The 16,014-nt window shown below is 73.8% G+C and carries 18 protein-coding genes; 10 read left to right on the forward strand and 8 right to left on the reverse strand.

The window, feature by feature from the left end:
* Positions 1–111: 111 nt before the first annotated feature.
* Both ACGH52_RS07245 and ACGH52_RS07250 read left to right on the forward strand, forming a co-directional pair.
* Positions 112–609: a Rieske (2Fe-2S) protein gene (locus ACGH52_RS07245; protein ID WP_059297706.1), complete on the forward strand. Its 498-nt coding sequence runs from the start codon at positions 112–114 to the stop codon at positions 607–609.
* Entirely contained in the window at positions 606–1,073 is a 468-nt protein-coding gene (locus ACGH52_RS07250; RefSeq protein WP_399938255.1) for a pyridoxamine 5'-phosphate oxidase family protein, read from the forward strand. The genes ACGH52_RS07245 and ACGH52_RS07250 overlap by 4 nt, the downstream gene beginning before the upstream one ends.
* A 47-nt stretch (positions 1,074–1,120) precedes the next feature.
* On the opposite strand, the gene ACGH52_RS07255 is transcribed toward ACGH52_RS07250, so the two are convergent.
* Complete coding sequence (locus ACGH52_RS07255) at positions 1,121–2,032, reverse strand: LysR family transcriptional regulator (protein WP_076973356.1); 912 nt, start codon at positions 2,030–2,032, stop codon at positions 1,121–1,123.
* A gap of 74 nt (positions 2,033–2,106) precedes the next feature.
* Between ACGH52_RS07255 and ACGH52_RS07260 the strand changes: the two genes are divergently transcribed.
* On the forward strand, positions 2,107–3,132 hold the full coding sequence (locus ACGH52_RS07260) for a DMT family transporter (protein ID WP_121702761.1): 1,026 nt from the start codon (positions 2,107–2,109) through the stop codon (positions 3,130–3,132).
* Between the two features lie 39 nt (positions 3,133–3,171).
* Here the strand turns inward: ACGH52_RS07260 and ACGH52_RS07265 are convergent, their stop codons facing one another.
* Positions 3,172–4,509 carry an aminotransferase class I/II-fold pyridoxal phosphate-dependent enzyme gene (locus ACGH52_RS07265; protein ID WP_076973358.1) on the reverse strand — a complete coding sequence of 446 codons (1,338 nt, stop codon included), beginning with the start codon at positions 4,507–4,509 and terminating at the stop codon, positions 3,172–3,174.
* A 35-nt stretch (positions 4,510–4,544) separates the two neighbouring features.
* On the opposite strand from ACGH52_RS07265, the gene ACGH52_RS07270 reads away from it, so the two are divergent.
* Positions 4,545–5,231: a pyridoxamine 5'-phosphate oxidase family protein gene (locus ACGH52_RS07270; RefSeq protein ID WP_076973359.1), complete on the forward strand. Its 687-nt coding sequence runs from the start codon at positions 4,545–4,547 to the stop codon at positions 5,229–5,231.
* 99 nt (positions 5,232–5,330) lie between these two features.
* Here ACGH52_RS07270 and ACGH52_RS07275 read toward each other — a convergent pair whose 3' ends face one another.
* The 3 genes from ACGH52_RS07275 to ACGH52_RS07285 form a co-directional block, all read right to left on the reverse strand.
* Entirely contained in the window at positions 5,331–6,281 is a 951-nt protein-coding gene (locus tag ACGH52_RS07275; protein WP_076973360.1) for a DMT family transporter, read from the reverse strand.
* A 186-nt stretch (positions 6,282–6,467) separates the two neighbouring features.
* Positions 6,468–7,472, reverse strand: coding sequence for a DMT family transporter (locus ACGH52_RS07280; RefSeq protein WP_076973361.1), 1,005 nt, complete (start codon positions 7,470–7,472; stop codon positions 6,468–6,470).
* A 99-nt stretch (positions 7,473–7,571) separates the two neighbouring features.
* On the reverse strand, positions 7,572–8,111 hold the full coding sequence (locus ACGH52_RS07285; RefSeq protein ID WP_059297714.1) for a Clp protease N-terminal domain-containing protein: 540 nt from the start codon (positions 8,109–8,111) through the stop codon (positions 7,572–7,574).
* Between the two features lie 218 nt (positions 8,112–8,329).
* On the opposite strand from ACGH52_RS07285, the gene ACGH52_RS07290 reads away from it, so the two are divergent.
* Positions 8,330–8,497 carry a hypothetical protein gene (locus ACGH52_RS07290; RefSeq protein WP_076973362.1) on the forward strand — a complete coding sequence of 56 codons (168 nt, stop codon included), beginning with the start codon at positions 8,330–8,332 and terminating at the stop codon, positions 8,495–8,497.
* A 96-nt stretch (positions 8,498–8,593) separates the two neighbouring features.
* On the opposite strand, the gene ACGH52_RS07295 is transcribed toward ACGH52_RS07290, so the two are convergent.
* Complete coding sequence (locus tag ACGH52_RS07295; RefSeq protein ID WP_399938259.1) at positions 8,594–9,256, reverse strand: PadR family transcriptional regulator; 663 nt, start codon at positions 9,254–9,256, stop codon at positions 8,594–8,596.
* Positions 9,257–9,409: 153 nt separating this feature from the next.
* Here ACGH52_RS07295 and ACGH52_RS07300 point away from each other — a divergent pair, with 153 nt between their 5' ends.
* Positions 9,410–10,219 carry a PhzF family phenazine biosynthesis protein gene (locus ACGH52_RS07300; RefSeq protein WP_210976968.1) on the forward strand — a complete coding sequence of 270 codons (810 nt, stop codon included), beginning with the start codon at positions 9,410–9,412 and terminating at the stop codon, positions 10,217–10,219.
* A 28-nt stretch (positions 10,220–10,247) separates the two neighbouring features.
* Here ACGH52_RS07300 and ACGH52_RS07305 read toward each other — a convergent pair whose 3' ends face one another.
* Both ACGH52_RS07305 and ACGH52_RS07310 read right to left on the reverse strand, forming a co-directional pair.
* Positions 10,248–11,075: a CPBP family intramembrane glutamic endopeptidase gene (locus ACGH52_RS07305; protein WP_121700514.1), complete on the reverse strand. Its 828-nt coding sequence runs from the start codon at positions 11,073–11,075 to the stop codon at positions 10,248–10,250.
* Between the two features lie 81 nt (positions 11,076–11,156).
* A complete protein-coding gene (locus ACGH52_RS07310; protein ID WP_076973365.1) occupies positions 11,157–12,674 on the reverse strand; it encodes a glutamate-cysteine ligase family protein in 1,518 nt (505 codons plus the stop codon).
* A 560-nt stretch (positions 12,675–13,234) separates the two neighbouring features.
* On the opposite strand from ACGH52_RS07310, the gene ACGH52_RS07315 reads away from it, so the two are divergent.
* The 4 genes from ACGH52_RS07315 (at position 13,235) to ACGH52_RS07330 (ending at position 16,013) form a co-directional block, all read left to right on the forward strand.
* Positions 13,235–13,819 carry a hypothetical protein gene (locus ACGH52_RS07315; RefSeq protein ID WP_076973366.1) on the forward strand — a complete coding sequence of 195 codons (585 nt, stop codon included), beginning with the start codon at positions 13,235–13,237 and terminating at the stop codon, positions 13,817–13,819.
* Between the two features lie 286 nt (positions 13,820–14,105).
* Positions 14,106–14,309, forward strand: coding sequence for a DUF5999 family protein (locus ACGH52_RS07320; RefSeq protein WP_059297722.1), 204 nt, complete (start codon positions 14,106–14,108; stop codon positions 14,307–14,309).
* A gap of 228 nt (positions 14,310–14,537) precedes the next feature.
* Positions 14,538–15,590, forward strand: coding sequence for a LacI family DNA-binding transcriptional regulator (locus ACGH52_RS07325; protein ID WP_399938262.1), 1,053 nt, complete (start codon positions 14,538–14,540; stop codon positions 15,588–15,590).
* A 27-nt stretch (positions 15,591–15,617) separates the two neighbouring features.
* Positions 15,618–16,013, forward strand: coding sequence for a molybdopterin-binding protein (locus ACGH52_RS07330; protein WP_076973421.1), 396 nt, complete (start codon positions 15,618–15,620; stop codon positions 16,011–16,013).
* Position 16,014 lies beyond the last annotated feature (1 nt).

The raw sequence follows: 16,014 nt of genomic DNA on the forward strand, positions 1-16,014 counted from the left end.
GTGGCCCGGCGGCCGGTCGGCCGTGGGCGGCTGCCGGTTCTGAACAACACGTGCCGCGGGGCCGTACCTCTCGGCAGATCATCACGCACCCACCCCGGAAGGGACCCCAGCATGACCAGCGCACCGTTTCATCCGGCAGCGGGACCGGCCCGTCGAACCGTCGTGGCGGCGGCCGGGGCGGCGGGACTCACCGCCGTGCTGGCCGCCTGCTCGGGCTCGGACGACGACGCGTCCGGCGACACCGGCACGGCTCCCTCCGGCAGCCCCTCCCAGGAGGGGGGCGGCAGCGGTTCGGGCGGCGGTGAGAACGCAGGGGCCGGGGCCGCCCTCGCGGCGACGGCCGACATCCCCGAGGGCGGCGGGAAGGTCTTCCCCGACCAGAAGGTGGTGGTGACCCAGCCCGCGGCGGGCGACTTCAAGGCGTTCTCCGCCACCTGCACCCATCAGGGCTGCGCCGTGAAGAGCGTGGCCGACGGTCTCATCAACTGCCCCTGCCACAACAGCAGCTTCTCGATCACCGACGGCAGCGTGCAGGGCGGTCCCGCGCCCAAGCCCCTGCCCGCCGTGCAGATCACGGTCAGCGGGGACTCGATCCGGCTGGCCGGATGACCGTGACGCAGCGCCGGGGGCGCCGGATCATGATGACCCCCGGCGAGCTGGAGGCGTTCCTCACCACCCAGCGCACCTGCCGGGTCGCCACCGTCTCGGCCGGTGGCGACCCGCACGTGAGCACCCTCTGGTTCGTCTGGGACGGTGCCTCGATGTGGCTCTACTCGGTCGTGCGCAGCCGGCGCTGGACGGACCTGCGGCGCGATCCGCGGGTGGCGGTCGTCGTCGACGCCGGTGAGGAGTACGACGAGTTGCGGGGCGCGGAGCTGTCCGGCCGGGTGGAGTTCGTGGGCGAGGCACCGCGCACCGGTGAGCTGTGGGCCGAACTCGACTTCCCGGAGACGCTGTTCGCCCGCAAGAACTTCGGCCTCCACGAGATGCCGCACGACGGCCGGCACGCCTGGCTGCGGCTGACGCCGGAGAAGGTCGTCTCCTGGGACTTCCGCAAGCTGGCGTCCGGGTAGCCCGACGGGCGGGGATGCCGGGTAGCCCCGGCATCCCCGCCCGCCGTTCAACCGACTTCGCCCACCTCCCGCGCCGTCGCCCGCAGCGCGTCCACCGCCGCCCGGATCGACGGGCGGCGGTCGGCGTCCGCGCGCCAGACCACGTACACGTGCCGACGCACCCGCTGCTTCAGCGGCACGGTGACCACCGCGGCGGGCATCGGATGGCGCCCGAGCAGGGGCGCGACACACACGCCGAGCCCCGCGGCGACCAGCCCGAGCTGGGTGTGGGTCTCGGCGGCGCGGTGGCCGACGATGGGCTCGATGCCCCTCGAACGCAGCGTGAACATCAGCCACTCGTGGCAGAACTCGCCCTCGCCCCAGGTGATCCACTCGTCCTCGGCGAACTCGGCGAGGTCCACCTCGTCCCGGCCGGCGAGCCGGTGGCCGACGGGCATGGCGACATCGGCGGGGTCGTCCAGGAGCGGCGCCTTGATCAGGCCGTCGGGCAGCGGCATCGGCTTGTTGTACCAGTCGAGCACGACGGCCAGGTCCAGGTCGCCGCGGACCACGCCGTTGATGCCGCGCTCCGGTTCCAGCTCCGAGGAGCGGATGCGCAGCGCGGGGTGCTCGGTGCGCAGGGCGGCCAGCGCGGCGGGGAAGAGTCCGCGGGCGGCCGTCGGGAACGCGGACAGCCTCAGTTCGCCCGCCACCTGCCCGCGCTGCGCCTCCAGGTCGGCCTGGGCCAGCTCGACCTGGGAGAGGATGCGGGCCGCGTGCTCGGCGAGCAGCCGGCCGGCGTCCGTGAGGCGCACGCCGCGTCCGTTCTTCGCGAGGAGCCGCTGACCGGCCTCGCGCTCCAGCTTGGCCATCTGCTGGGAGACGGCCGAGGTGGTGATGTGCAGTCCGGCCGCGGCACCGCTGACCGATCCGTGCCGGGCGAGGGCGTCGAGGGTCCGCAGGCGCTCCAGGTTCAACATGTAAGCGATACTACGAGATACCCGGTGCGAAATCTCGATTGTGCTACGAGGACGACTGCCTCATCGTTGCCTGCATGAGCAGCAGCGCCCCGTCCCCCTCCGTCCCCTCCCCGGCCCGCCGCGTCCTCGACTGGCGGCTGCGCTTCGGGTTCCTCTCCCTCGTCTGGGGTTTCAGCTTCCTCTTCATGAAGGTGGGCACCGAGAGCTTCGCCCCGTTCCAGGTGACGCTCGGCCGTCTGGCGTTCGGTACGGCGGTGGTGGCCGCGGCGATGGCGGTGAAGCGGGAGCGGCTCCCGCGCGGGGCGTGGACGTGGGTGCACCTGACGGTGGCCGGGTTCCTCCTCAACGCGCTGCCGTTCTCCCTGTTCGCCTTCTCGGAGCTGACGATCCCGTCGTCGCTCGCGGGCATCTGCAACGCGACCTCGCCGCTGTGGGGCATGGCCCTGTCACTGGTCGCCCTGTCCGAGGACCGCCCGACGCGACGCCGGGTGGCCGGTCTCGGCGTCGGCTTTCTCGGCGTCCTGACGGTGCTCGGCGTCTGGCAGGGCTTCCACGGCCTCGACGTCACGGGCACGGCGCTGGCCCTGCTGGCGTCGTTCAGCTACCCGGTCGGCTGGATCTACGTCCGCCGCACCCTGGCCGGGTCCAGCCACTCCCATCTGTCGCTGACCGGCGCCCAGCTGGGTCTGGCCACGCTGCAACTGGCCGTCGTGACGCCGGTGTTCACCTCGGTGCCGACCGGTTTCCCGGTGCTCCCCGTGCTGGCGGTCGCGGCCCTGGGCGTCCTCGGCACCGGGCTCGCCTTCCTGATCCAGTACGACCTGGTCGCCGAGGTCGGCCCGACGACGGCCCAGATGGTCACGTACTTCACCCCGGTCATCGCCACGGCCGCGGGCGTCGCGCTCCTCGGCGAGTCGCTGTCCTGGTCGACACCGGTCGGCGCGGCCGTCGTCCTCGCCGGCGCGGCACTGACCCAGTCCCGCCCCAGGGCCAACAGGACCGACGGGGCCCACCGGGCCGACCGGACCGACCGGGGCGGCACCGCGCCCGCACCGTCACCGCGGACGTCTCCCGGGGCACGTGAAGGCTCGCGGGTCTGAGGTGCGGGGGCGCGCGGAGCCACGTCTGAGGAAAGTCGCTCAGACGTAGCTGCGTGGCGGTCCCTCCCCCGGCCCCACCGCCGCGGCGACCGCCGCCGCCAGCGGCCCGGCGTCCTCCTCCCCCAGCGTCGAGACGGTGATCCGGATGCCGGGCGGCGCGCCCAGGCGGAAGCGGGCGCCGGGGGCCACGGCCCAGCCCGCGTGCAGGAGCCGGGCGACGGCGCCGGTCTCGTCCGGCACCGGGATCCACACGTTCATGCCGCTGCGGCCGTGTCCGGTGATCCCGTGCTCGGCGAGGGCGCCGAGGAGCGCGTCCCTGCGCCGCCCGTACACCCCCGCCACCGCGCGGGCGTCCACCGCGCCGTCGGCCCAGAGCCGGGCCACGGCCCGCTGGGTGATGCGGCTGACCCAGCCGGGGCCGAGCCGCTGCCGCCCGCGCACCCGGTCGAGCGTGAGGGGGTCCCCGGTGAGCACCGCGAGCCGCAGGTCGGGGCCGCAGGCCTTGGCGGCGGAGCGGACGAAGGCCCAGCTGCGGGTCGTGCCCGCGAGGGGGTGCAGGGGGAGGTCGACGATGCCGTGGCCGTGGTCGTCCTCGATGAGGAGTGTCTCCGGGTGGTCGCGCAGGACGGACCGCAGGGCACGCGCGCGGGCCGGGCCCACCGCGGCTCCCGTCGGGTTCTGCGCGCGGTCCGTGACCACCAGGGCGCGGGCACCGGCCGCGAGGACCCGGCGTACGTCCTCGGGCAGCGGCCCCTGGTCGTCGACCGAGACGGGGACGGTACGCAGGCCGAGCGCGGGCACCAGGTCCAGGAGGCTGCCCCAGCCGGGATCCTCGACGGCGACGGCGTCCCCGGGTTTGAGGTGGGCCGCGAGGACCCGCTCCATCGCGTCCAGCGAGCCGGACGTCACCGCCACGGGCCCGTCCGGCACACCGTCCGCGTCCAGTTCGGCCCGCGCGACGCGGGCCAGCTCCGGGTCCACGGGCGCGTGCCCGTAGAGCACCGGTTCGCGGTCGCCCTGTCCGGCCGCCGCGGCGAAGACCGGGCCCAGCGCGGGCAGCAGCGCCGGGTCCGGATTGCCGTCGGAGACGTCGCGCACGCCCGCGGGCACGTCGACGCGGATGAACTCCCGCCCGGTGGTGGCCGGCTTCGCGCGCACCCGGCTGCCGCGCCGCCCGGCCGTCTCGATGACCCCGCGTTCGCGCAGGGTGCGGTAGGCGGCGGCGACGGTGTTCGGGTTGACCCCGAGGCGCTCGGCCAACTCCCGCATCGGCGGCAGGGGTTGTCCCGGTCGCAGCTCCCCCGAGCCGACCGCCCGCTCGACGCTCGCGGAAATCTCCGCTGCGCCCCGCCCTGTGATCCGATACTCTCCTAGCACAAAGACAATTATGCACTAGTGCAATGGAGAGCGCCATGCAGGGGACCACGGGGACGCCGTCGCGGCCCGCCGACACCTACCCGCCCACCGACCGCACCGTCCCCACCCGCTCCCCCGAGCGGGCCGCGTACGACAAGGAGCTGGTGCACTCGATACTCGACGAGGGCTACGTCTGCCACCTCGGCTTCGTGCGCGACGGCGCCCCGGTGGTCCTGCCGACGCTGTACGGCCGGGTGGGCGAGCGGCTCTACGTGCACGGCTCGACGGGCTCGCGCCCGCTGCGGATGACGGGCGCGGCCGACCCGGGGCTGCCGGTCTGCCTGACGGTGACGCACGTGGACGCGCTGGTGCTGGCCCGCTCGGCCTTCCACCACTCCATCAACTACCGGTCGGTGGTGGTGCACGGCACGGCGTACGAGGTGACGGACCCCGAGGAGCGGCGCACGGCCCTGGACGCCCTGGTCGACCACGTCGTCCCGGGCCGTTCCCGCGACTCGCGGCCGGCCAACAAGAAGGAGCTGGCCGCCACCGCCGTCATCCGCCTCGACCTGGACGAGGTCTCCGCCAAGCTCCGCACCGGCGGGGTGAACGACGAGCCGGAGGACCTGGCCCTCCCGCACTGGGCCGGTCTCGTCCCGTTGCGCAAGGGGTACGCGGCCCCGGTCGCCGACCCGGCCCTGGCGCCCGGCACCGGGCTGCCCGACTACCTGTCGGCCGGGTGACACCGGCCCGCGCGGGAGGCGCGAGGCCCCTCGGGAGGGGCCCCGCCGTCACGCGGGCCCCGCCGTCACGCGGGCCCCGCCGTCACGCGGGCCCCGCCGTCACGCGGGCGCGGGCCGCGTCCGCGCCTCCCGCGCCGCCCGCGTCTCCGCCACCGCGAGCCCCGCGACCGAGCCGAGCATCAGCAGTGTGCCCGCCAGGGTCGCCGCCGTGAGGTGCTCGCCGAGCAGCAGGACGGCGAGCGCCGCGGCGCTGACCGGCTCGAGGAGCATGATCACGGAGACGGTCGCGGACCGGACGACGGCCGCACCGGCGAAGTAGAGCCCGTAGGCGAGCGCGGTCGGGACGGCGGCGACGTACGCGAGGAGCCACAGGAGCCGGACCGGTTCGGCGGTGTGCGGCACCAGGCCCTCGACCAGCGCGAGCGGCAGCAGGCACAGGCTCGTGACGGCGAACGCCCCCACGGAGGTACCGGCCGCGTCCGCCCCGCCGTCCCGGCCCCACCGGCGGGTGAGCAGCGTCATCACCGAGTACCCGGCGGCGGACAGCAGCGCGAGGAGCACACCCGACAGGCGGACGGTCGTACCCCCGCCGCCGAGGACGAGCACCACGAGCCCGGCGAGCGCGCCGACGACCGCCGCGGCACCGCCCGCCCCCAGGTGTTCACCGAGGGCGAGGCGCGCGCCGAGGGCGATCAGCACGGGGCCCGCGCCGAGGGTGACGACCGTGGCCACGGCGAGCCCGGTGGACTGCACGGCGGCGAAGTAGGCGGTCTGGAACACCGCGAGCCCGATACCGGTCACGAGGGCGCGCAGCGCCTTGCGGGCGAACGGTACGCGGACGGCCGGGCGCACCCGCGGGCGCAGCGGGTGGACGGCGAGCAACAGGAGGAGCCCCACCGCGCAGCGCCAGAACGACAGGGCGACCGGGCCCATGTCGCTGGCGCGGTAGACCAGTGAGGCGGCGGCACCGGCGGTGCCCCAGGCGACACCGGCGACGATCAGATACAGGAGGCCACGCCCGACGGGCAGGCCGGAGACGGCATTCGACACGAGTTCTCTCCGCAGACGCGCACGAGGCGCGGAAGTTCGGAGCGGCCCGGAACGACCGGGACGCGGGGACCTTCGTCTGCGGGCAGCACCATCCGGCCCGGCGACAGCGCGCCGGGCTCGTCAAGGGGCCCGCCTCAGGCGGCCGGAGGCGGGAGGACGAGTGCGTCGGAATGCATGGTCCGCACCCTAGGTCGCCGTCCCTCGGCTCGACAACTCCCTTTCGGGCCCGCCGCTGGCCACCGGGTCCGCGGAGCCCTTGGCCGGGGTCGAGGACTGGGCGATGAAGGCTCCGGCCAGCACGACGCCGCCGCCGATGATCTGCGGGGCGGAGAGGTGCTCACCGAGCAGCACCCAGGCCAGGACGGTCGCGATGACCGCTTCGAGGCAGGCCACGACCCCGGCGACCTGCGGCGACAGTCGGCGTACGGCGACGATGCCGGTGACGTAGGCGAGCACGGTGGCGATGAGCACGATCCAGGCCAGCAGCAGGGCGGCGGCGACGGGTGTGCCGTCCATGGGTGCGGTGCCGCCGAGGACCGACCAGTCCATCGACCAGGGCCGGGCGACGAGGGTGAGCACGGCGGCGCCGACGAGCAGCCCGTAGGCGATGACGCCGAGCGGGTCGGGCGCCTCCTCACCGGCGTCGCTGCCCTGGTCGGACAGGACGAAGTAGCCGACCTGGCAACAGGCGGCGCCGAGGGCGAGCAGCAGTCCGAGGGCGTCGAAGCCGAGTCCCGACCAGACCTCGACCACGCAGGCGAGGCCGCCGACCGCCAGGACCACGCCGAGCGCGGCGGCCCGTGTGACCGGCCGCCGCTGCACGAACCGCACCCAGCCGAGGACCAGGGCGGGCGCCAGGTACTCGACGAGCAGCGCGACGCCCACCGGGATACGGGAGATGGCGGCGAAGTAGCAGGCCTGGACACCGGCCACGGCGAACAGGCCGTACCCGGCGACGAGGGCGGGGCGGCGGCGCAGCAGCGCGCGGTGGCGCACCGCGAGCGGCAGCATCACCAGGGCCGCGCCGGCCACCCGCAGCCAGACCACGTGGAGCGGGTCGAGTCCGGCCTCGATCAGCGGTTTGGCCGCGACTCCGGAGCCGCCGAAGGCGACCGCGGAGGCCAGTGCCAGGCCGAGCCCGGTGCCCTTGCCGCGGTTGCCGCGGGCGCTGTCAGTCGTATGCACCGGCACATGATGACAGGGGTCGACATGACCGTCACCCCCGATGACACCTGTCTCACCGACTGGACGGCGGGGTGGCGCCCGTGGCGGGCGCGACGGGACGGGCGCTCAGGGTGTCGGCTCGACATGGCTCTCGACGCGGGCGAGCACGGTGTGCGGCTCGACGGCGGCTCGGGCCAGCACCTCGGCGGCCCGCGTCCGTGGTTCCGCGACCAGGGCGGCCAGCAGGTCCACGCCACCGGCCCGCACGGCCCCGCGCCCGGCCGCCCGGGCGCAGGCGTCCTCCAGGGCCGCCGCGGCGGGCGGGGAGAACCCGGCGACGCCGGTCACGACGGGCACGGCGCCGGAGTCCTCGACGGAGCTCTGCCAACGCAGGCCGTAACCGATGCTGCGCTGCACGAGGTAGCCGAGGACGCGGACGATCCGTGGTCCGTCCCCGAGCAGCTCACGGGCCTGCGCGTCGCACTCCAGCAGCGAGTGCAGCAGGTGGGCGGTGTCGATCTGCCGGTCCCCGTCCCGCACCGCCCGGCGGCGGGCACCGGAGACCGCCGAGGCCAGTTCCGCGCTGAACCTGTCCTCGAGGTCGGTGCCGTCCGGGCACCGGCCGCCTTGCTCGCCGGCCGACTGCCGGGGGATACGGGGTTGCACATCTCCCAGCACATCAGTCCCGCGGGGCCCGGTCATCCCCGAAGGGAAGCATTTCGTCGTCCCACACAGAGTGGACCCGGCCGGGCGGAATCTCCTCCTTGGGGATGAGATCAGGTCGTTCCGGCCGATGGGGTGCGCGCCGCCTTGCCGCGCCTCCTGGGGGCAACCGAAAGGCCGCCTCGCGGGTCGGACAGGGCATGAGGAGCAGGTGCTGGCTCGTGGCACTGCCCGCCGTCGACGGCAGGCAGTACGTGTACCGGGTGGACGCCCCCGCGGAGGCGCTGCTCGCCGACCTGTTCTGGGACGCCTGGCACTGCCACGAGGAGAGCGCCTTCCCGCGCGCGTGGGACGTCTTCGACGCGGCGGTGATACGACGGGTGGACTGAACGCCCCCCGCGGACACCGCACCGCACACGAAGGGGCCCCGCGGATCCTCTCCGCGGAGCCCCATCATTTCGGTCGGTGTCAGTCCTCGTCGGCTGTCAGTCCTCGTCGGCGAGGATCAGGTACAGCTTCTTGCGGGCGTCGCCGATGACGGCGAGCGCTTTCTCCCGCTGCTCCTTGCTGCCGGTCTTCCACACCTGGCCGAAGGCCTCCATCAGTCCGAAACCGGCCTGCCGGACGTCGTTGAGCGCCTCCCAGTCGACACCCCGCGAGGCCTCCTCCCAGGGCGCCTCCGGGCCCTCCTCGGCGGCGGTGCGGCCCGTCTCGGTGAGCGCGAAGAGCTTCTTGCCGCCCTCGCTCTCACTGGCGATCAGCCCCTCGTCCTCCAGCAGCTGGAGGGTGGGGTACACCGAACCGGGGCTGGGCTTCCACGCCCCGCCGCTGCGCTCGGCGATCTCCTGGATCATCTCGTAGCCGTGCATCGGCCGGTCCTTCAGCAGGGCCAGGATCGAGGCCCGCACGTCGCCGCGCCGTGCCCTCCCCCTGGGCCCGCCGCGCCCTCGGCCGCCCCAGGCCCCCCCGTGACCGAAGCCCGGCCCGAAGGGGCCGCCGGGGCCGCCGCCGGGACCGCCCGGCCCGAAGGGACCGAACGCCGCGCGCCGCCCTTCGAACCCGCCGCGGCCGAAGGCTCCGAAGGGACCGCCCTCTCCGCGCCCGGGGCCGTGTCCACCATGTCCACGCTCGTATCCGTGGTTGTGCATCACGATCACTCCATTCAGTCGTTGATCAGTCGCGATGCCTCAACGATATATCGGAACGTATCGCGCGGCAAGCCCCCTCGGTGCCCGGAAACCGGTCCAGCGCTCCGGAATTGGCCTTGGTCCGCTGCCCCCGGCAGGCCCTAGCGTCGGGGCATGCGCATCCGAATCGTCGACGCCTTCACCGACCGGCCGTTCGCCGGCAACCCCGCCGGGGTCCTGCTCCTCGACTCCTTCCCGGACGACGACCGGCTCCAGCGGGTCGCCCTGGAGGTCAACCACTCCGAGACGGCGTTCGCCCACCCGCTGGCGGCGGGCGGCGAGGCCGACTGGGCGCTGCGCTGGTTCACTCCGGCCACCGAGGTCGCGATGTGCGGCCACGCCACCCTCGCCACGGCCCACGTCCTGCACACCACCGGCGCGCACGAGGGACCCGTGCGGTTCGCCACCCGCAGCGGCGTCCTGGTGGCGACGCCCCGCGAGGACGGCTCGATCACCCTGGACTTCCCGACCGCGCCGCTCACCCCGGTCGCGACCCCGGCGGGCGTCGCCGCGGCCCTGGGCGCCGAGCCCCGTACCGTCCTGGACACCGGGCCGGGCATCGGGGACCTGCTGGTCGAGGTCGCCGACGAAAAAACCGTCCGCGGACTGAAGCCGGACCTCAAGGCGCTGGCCGCCCACTCCGAGCGCGGCGTCATCGCCACCGCCCGCGCCGAGGACCCGGCCCGCGGCTACGACTACGTCTCCCGCTGCTTCTTCCCCAACGTCGGCGTCGACGAGGACCCGGTCACCGGCAGCGCCCACACGGCCCTGGCGCCGTTCTGGTCCGAGCGTCTCGGCCGCCCCGACCTCACCGGCCTCCAGGCGTCGTCCCGCTCCGGCCTGGTGCGCACACAGGTGCGCGGAGAGCGCACGCTGCTGAGCGGACACGCGGTGACGGTGATCGACGGCGAACTGCTGGCCTGACCTCGCGAAGGGACGCGGCTCCCGGCGGTCACGCCGTCGGCAGCCAGTCCACGTTCCCGGCGAGCAGCCCGTAACCGACGAAGGCCCCGATGTCGAGCAGCGAGTGCGCCACGACCAGCGGTCCCACGCGCCCCCAGCGGCGGTAGAGGTAGACGAAGACGACGCCCATCACCATGTTGCCGATGAACCCGCCGATGCCCTGGTACAGGTGGTACGAGCCGCGCAGCACCGAGCTGGCCGCCAGCGACGCGCCCGTGCTCCAGCCGAGCTGGTCCAGCCTGCGCAGCAGGTAGCCGACGACGATGACCTCCTCCAGGACGGAGTTCTGCACCGCCGAGAGGATGAGGACGGGGTACTTCCACCACACCTCGGGCAGGGCCTCGGGCACCACGGTGAGGTTGAAGCCGAGGCCGCGGGCGGCGAGGTAGAAGGCGATGCCGGTGCTGCCGATGACGGCGGCGACGGCGGCCCCGCGGCCGAGGTCCGGCCACGGACGGGTGCGGTCGAAGCCGAGGCTGCGCAGGCTGCGACCCTCGCGCAGCAGGAAGTGCGCGACGAGGGCGACCGGGACCAGTGCGGTGGTGATCCCGAAGAGCTGCCAGGCCAGGTCGAGCCAGGGGCGGCCCGGTGCGGCGGAGGCGTTGAGGGTGGCCGCCTGGTCCTTGAGCCCGCCCGGCCGGGTGACCGAGCCGATGAAGCTGATGAGCGCGGACACGCCGCTCGCACCGAGCGACAGCGCGAGGACGAGCAGCGTCTCGTCACGCAGGATCCGCCGTGAGAGCCGCTCCTCGGCCAAGGGCTGTTCGCCGAGTCGCTTCTGAGGGAACGCGTCGTCCACCGGGCCCGCCTCCGCCATGCACACCTGCCTCCAGCTGGGACGTCACAGCTTGCCCGATCAGTATGGGGCGGCGCGCGGCGGGGGCGGGCCGGGCGGCGGTCAGCTCAGCGGGGCCGGTTCCGGCAGGCCCACCGGCCACAGGTGCACCGGGTCGCCCTCGCGCATCAGCTCGACGTAGCGGCGGGTCGTGGCGGCCAGCGCGGCCTCCCGGGACAGACCCGCCTCCAGCGCCCGGTGGAAGGTGGCCGCCTGCCAGGACGCTCCGTTGACCCGGCGTCGGCACCGCTCCTCGATCACACCGAGGTAGAAGTCCCGGTCGGCGGGCTCCACCCCCCACGCGTCGAGACCGGCCGCGGCGAGCGGCAGCAGTTCGTCGCGTACGAGGACGGCGGCGTCGACCTCGGTGGTGCCGCCGAGGCGACCGCGCCGGGGCCACTCGAAGCGGGCGTCGATGCCGTGGCGGCACGCGGCCTCGAAGTTGGCGGCGGCGGCCTCGAACGGCAGCCGGGTCCACACCGGCCGGGGCTCCTCGGCGAGCGCGCGCACGACGCCGTAGTAGAAGGCCGCGTTGGCGATGACGTCGGTGACGGTGGGGCCGGCGGGCAGGACGCGGTTCTCGACGCGCAGGTGCGGGACGCCGTCGGCGATGTCGTAGACGGGGCGGTTCCAGCGGTAGACGGTGCCGTTGTGCAGGACGAGTTCGGAGAGCGAGGGCACACCGCCCGCGTCCAGCACCTCCAGCGGGTCCTCGTCGTCGCAGATCGGCAGCAGTGCCGGGAAGTAGCGCCGGTTCTCCTCGAAGAGGTCGTACGCCGAGGTCACCCAGCGCTCGCCGAACCAGGTGCGCGGCCGGACGCCCTGGGCCTGCAGTTCGGGCGGGCGGGTGTCGGTGGACTGCTGGAACAGCGGGGGCCGGGACTCGCGCCACAGTTCGCGGCCGAAGAGGAAGGGCGCGTTGGCGCCGAGGGCGATCTGGGCGGCGGTCACCGCCTGGGCCGCGTTCCACACGTCGGCGAAGCGGTCCGGGGTGACCTGGAGGTGGAGTTGCACCGAGGTGCAGGCGGCCTCGGGGGCGATCGACTTGGAGGTGCAGGTCAGACGTTCGACGCCCTCGATGTCGAGGGTGAAGTCCTCCCCGCGGGCGGCCACGATCTGTTCGTTGAGCAGGGCGTAGCGGTCGACGGCGGAGAGGTTGGAGGAGACCAGGTCGTCCCGGTCCAGCGTCGGCAGAATGCCGATCATCGCGATTCCCGCGTCCACCTCGCCCGCCTTGCGGTCCGCATATGCCAAGGAGGTTCGGATCTCCTCGGCGAGCCGGTCGAATACCCGGCCGCCGAGGCGGTGGGGAGCGATGTTGACTTCCAGGTTGAACATGGCGAGCTCGGTCTGGAAGTCCCGGCTCGCGATGCGCTCAAGGACTTGCGCATTCAACATTTTCGGCATCCCGTCGGCACCGACGAGATTCAATTCGATCTCCAGCCCCATCAGGTTCTTCGGGCGGTCGAACCGCTTCTCCGCCAGAAGTCGCTCCAGGCCCGTCAGGCACCGCTGGAGCTTCTCGCGGTAGCGCTGGCGATCGGACAGGTCGTACTGACCTGCCACGACCTTCTCCCCCATGGAAGAGTCCCTTCTCGGAGCGATGAGTGGAAGATCCGGCCGCCGCCGTCCGGTGGCCGGTCAGGTGGGATGATGCCCCGCCGAAGCGATCGATAACGTCCCCGCGCCGACCCGGCAGCCGCTACGCTGTGCCGGTGTGACCGGTGGCACATTCACCGGGCATGGCACGGCGAGCAGTTTCCCGGGTCGGCAACTCGTGAAAAACGCCGACGACAATTGGCCGACCGCGCGGTGAACATTCCCCGAGGTCATCGCCGTACACCTGGCCCGAAATGCGGAGGATTACCGCATCTCGACGACCGAATTCAACCTTGTACTCGTTGCCGGAATCGGCTAGCCGAAACACAGTCTGAACACATGTCGTATAAACTCCGCGGACAAGGCAGCGGATCGGCGCCCACGGTCGAAGGATCCTGCCGTCGCGCCGACGCGCGGCAGACCTCTCCCGCATCTCGGTTCCCGGACCCGGCCCCTGCCTTCCCCAGCCCTGTGAGCCGACAGCGTCGTCCGCCCAGCTCCGCCCTCGCGCCACCGTGCCTTCGAATGAGAGGCGACCCATCATGCCCCTGCGTGTCCCCGTGGCCCCCGCGCCCGCCCTGCGCTCCGTCCTCACCGCCCTCTCCTCGCCCACCGCGGTCCGCGAGGCCCGGACCCCCGCGCTGCTCGGCGCCCAGGGACCCGCGACACCCGAACTGCCGCTTCCCGTGCATGTGCTCGACCGGGTCACGGCGGAGGGCGTGGCGGCGACGCGACTGGCCGGGTGGCGGTTCCACATCCGGTGCGGCGACCGGGCGGTGGCGGCGGCGGAGACGATGCTGACCCCCGACGGCTGGGCGTTCTCGCACTTCTTCGAGGGCCCCTACGTCGCCTCGACCGAGCGCGCGCTGCGGCAGGCCGAGTCGATGCCCCAGCCCTACCAGCCGCGCCTGCTGTCGGTTCCCGAGCTGTACATGCTCACGCTGTGGCTGCACGGCGACTGCACCGCGGACCCTGCCGCCGGGCACCCCGCGGCCACCGATCTGCTGGTGCCGCTGGCACCGGCCCCGCCCGGCATCGCGGCGCACCGGCCGCACCGGGTCGCCGAACTGCTGCCGGTCCTCACGCACCGGGTGACGCCGACGCGGCTGCTGGGTTCTCCCGCCTGACCGTCCCGCCGCACCGCTCCCCCGCCCACCCGCGCGGACTAGCCCCATTCGGCCATGCCGAACCATCCGAAGTGACAGTGCAGTTGAGCTGAACCGTCCGCGCGGGTGACGCGTCATCAACCAGTGAGAAGCGGTGCTGCGAAATACCTGCGGATCGACGCCCGTGGGGCAACACTGGGTTCGGAACGACTCACACCAACGGGGGGCGGCCATGAACGAGGCTTCACGCCGCGGGACAGACAACACGACGAACTCACCCATCACCACAGACCGAGAGACCCCACTCATGTGTCAGCACCAGCCACCGTGCCCCTCAGCCGTCTCCGCCGACCGGGAGTCCGCCCGTCTCGTGGCGCACCACCCGGAGCAGGGGTGGAGCCTGCTGTGCAACGGTGTCGTCCTCTTCGAGGACACCGGTGAGCTACTGCCGGACGGTCAGGCCATCGCCCCGCACCGACCCGTCGGCGCGGGCCTGACGCCGGCCGCCTGACCACCCGCCGGGCGGTGCCCGTCACCGCGCCCGGTGCATCACGGGGCCGGATCGCAGCCACTGCTGCGCACCGGCCCCCACGCGCGTCCGGGGCCGGTCACTCCGCGTGACATGTCCGCTCCGCCGCGACGACCGGTCCCGTTTCCTGGCCCGGAACGCCTTCCCCGCGCGCCCGGACTCCGGAAGGCTCCTGGGGTTTTCGCGGTCGGTATCGGCGGGGGTGGGGAAGTGGCAGCAGACGAGGCCCGGGCCGTAACGCCTTCCGGCCGCCGGGGCAGGGTCACGATCACGGACATCGCCCGCCGCGCGGGCGTCTCGGTGCCGACCGTGTCCCGGGTCGTGAACGGCCGCTCGGACGTGTCGCCCGGAACCAGGGCGCGGGTGGAGGAACTGCTGCGCCGGCACGGGTACCGCAAGCGCGCCACGGCGCCCGGCCGCCGGGCCGACCTGATCGACCTGGTCTTCAACGACCTGGACGGCCCCTGGGCCGTGGAGATCATCCGCGGGGTCGAGGAGGTGGCCCACGCCGCCGGGGTCGGCACCGTGGTCTCCGCGGTCCGCGGACGCTCGGGCGACGCCCGTCAGTGGATGCGCAATCTGCGGGCCCGGGCCTCCGACGGCGTCGTCCTCGTCACCTCGGCCCTGGACCCCGTGCTCCACCAGGAGCTGCGGATCCTCGGCGTCCCGCTGGTCGTCGTCGACCCGGCGGGCTCTCCCGCCCCGGACGTGCCCGCCGTCGGCGCCGCCAACCGGTCGGGCGCCTTGGCGGCCACCGAGCACCTGCTGGAGCTGGGACACCGCAGGATCGGCCTGATCGCCGGGCCGCCGCGGCTGCTCTGCTCGCGGGACCGCCGCGCCGGCTACCGCGCCGCCCTGGAGGGCGCGGGCCTCGCCGTCGACGAGTCCCTGATCGTCCCCGGCGACTTCCGCCACGAGTCCGGCTTCGCGGCCTGCGAGGCCCTGCTGGGCCTGCCCGAACCGCCGACGGCCGTCTTCGCGGCCGGCGACCAGATGGCGCTCGGTGCCATCGAGGCGCTGCGCCGGCACGGACTGAGGGTGCCGCAGGACCTGAGCGTCGTCGGCTTCGACGACCTTCCCGAGGTCCGCTGGTCGGCACCGCCCCTGACGACCGTGCGCCGGCCGCTCGCCGACATGGGCAGGGCGGCCGCTCGCGCGGTGCTCCGCCGGACCCGCGACGAGCGGCCGGACCCGCCACGGGTCGAACTGGGCACGGACCTGATCCTGCGCTCCAGCACGGCGCCCCCGCCCGTTCCCCGCTGAGCGCTCCCGCGGCCTATCGTGACCGGCATGCAGTCCTACACGATCGGCCAGGCGGCGCGGCTGCTCGGCGTCAGCCCGGACACCGCGCGCCGCTGGGCCGACGCGGGCCGGATCACCACCCGTCGCGACGAGGGCGGACGGCGTGTCGTCGACGGGCGCGACCTGGCCGCGTTCTCGGTCGAACTCGCCCGCTCGGACGGCGCCGACGAGGAGACCCCGTACACCTCGGCCCGCAACGCGTTTCCCGGGATCGTGACCGCGATCAAGCTCGGGGACGTCGCGGCCCAGGTCGAGATCCAGGCCGGTCCACACCGGCTCGTCTCCCTGCTGACCAGGGAGGCGGTGGAGGAACTCGGTCTGGAGGTGGGTGTGGAGGCCACCGCCCGGGTGAAGTCGACGAATGTCCATATCGACAGGACGTGAG

Source organism: Streptomyces sp. BBFR25 (assembly GCF_044590125.1).
Classification (GTDB): domain Bacteria; phylum Actinomycetota; class Actinomycetes; order Streptomycetales; family Streptomycetaceae; genus Streptomyces; species Streptomyces canus_D.